This window comes from Kitasatospora indigofera (assembly GCF_014655955.1).
Taxonomy (GTDB): Bacteria; Actinomycetota; Actinomycetes; order Streptomycetales; family Streptomycetaceae; genus Kitasatospora; species Kitasatospora indigofera.
The window spans coordinates 1-1,290 of record NZ_BNBO01000145.1 but is presented as its reverse complement, the minus strand read 5'-3'; the positions used below and the strand labels follow the sequence as shown (position 1 = coordinate 1,290).

1 protein-coding gene is annotated in these 1,290 nt (G+C 71.6%); it reads right to left on the bottom strand.

The genetic code is table 11. From position 1 onward, the window contains the following. Positions 1-1,290: PhoH family protein (locus tag IE329_RS39855; RefSeq protein ID WP_190215962.1), on the bottom strand; the 1,290-nt coding region annotated here is incomplete at both ends.

Sequence of the window (1,290 nt, the reverse complement as noted above, 5' to 3'; positions counted from 1 at the left end):
GCTGGATGTCCTCCAGCATCTCGGTGACGAGGGCGGCGATCGGGGAGCGCTCGGAGCGGGTGAGGGTGATGTGGGCGAACAGCGGATGGCCCTTCAGCTTCTCGACGACGGCGACGACGCCGTCGTGGCGGCCGACTCTGAGGTTGTCGCGCTGGGCGACGTCGTGGGTGAGGACGACGCGGGAGCCCTGGCCGATCCGGGAGAGCACCGTGAGCAGCACGTTGCGCTCCAGGGACTGGGCCTCGTCGACGATCACGAAGGCGTCGTGGAGGGAGCGGCCGCGGATGTGGGTGAGGGGCAGGACCTCCAGCATGCCGCGGGAGATGACCTCCTCGATGACGTCGGGGCTGGTGACGGCGGAGAGGGTGTCGAAGACGGCCTGGGCCCAGGGGCTCATCTTCTCGGACTCGGAGCCGGGCAGGTAGCCGAGTTCCTGGCCGCCGACGGCGTAGAGCGGTCGGAAGACCATGACCTTGCGGTGCTGCTGGCGCTCCAGGACGGCTTCGAGGCCGGCGCAGAGGGCGAGGGCGGACTTGCCGGTGCCGGCGCGTCCGCCCATGGAGACGATGCCGACCTCGGGGTCGAGCAGCAGGTCGAGGGCGACGCGCTGTTCGGCGCTGCGTCCGCGCAGGCCGAAGGCCTCGCGGTCGCCGCGGACCAGGCGGACGCGGCCGTCGCCGGCGACGCGGCCCAGGGCCCGGCCGCGCTCGGAGGTGAGGACGAGTCCGGTGTGGACGGGCAGTTCGTCGACGCCGTCGACCTCGACGGTGGCGTCGTGGCCGGCGCCGAAGAGGGCGTCGACCTGGTCGCCGGAGACGTGGAGTTCGGACATGCCGGTCCAGCCGGAGGTGGCGGCGAGTTCGGCGCGGTACTCCTCGGCGAGCAGGCCGACGGAGCTGGCCTTGATCCGCAGCGGGAGGTCCTTGGAGACGACGGTGACGTCGTAGCCCTCGGCCTGGAGGTTGCGGGCGACGGCGAGGATGCGGGTGTCCGCCTCGCCGCCGCCGATGCGGTAGCCGGCCGGCAGTATCGAGGTGTCCGAGTGGTTGAGTTCCACCCGGATCGTGCCGCCGAGTTCGCCCACCGGGATCGGCTCGTCGAGGCGGCCGTGCCGGATCCGGTAGTCGTCGAGCAGGCGCAGTGCCTGGCGGGCGAAGTAGCCCAGCTCAGGGTGGTGGCGCTTGGCCTCCAGCTCGGTGACCACGACCACCGGCAGGACGACTTCGTGCTCCTCGAAGCGCGTCATGGCGAGAGGGTCTGCCAGGAGCACGCTGGTGTCGAGAACGTACG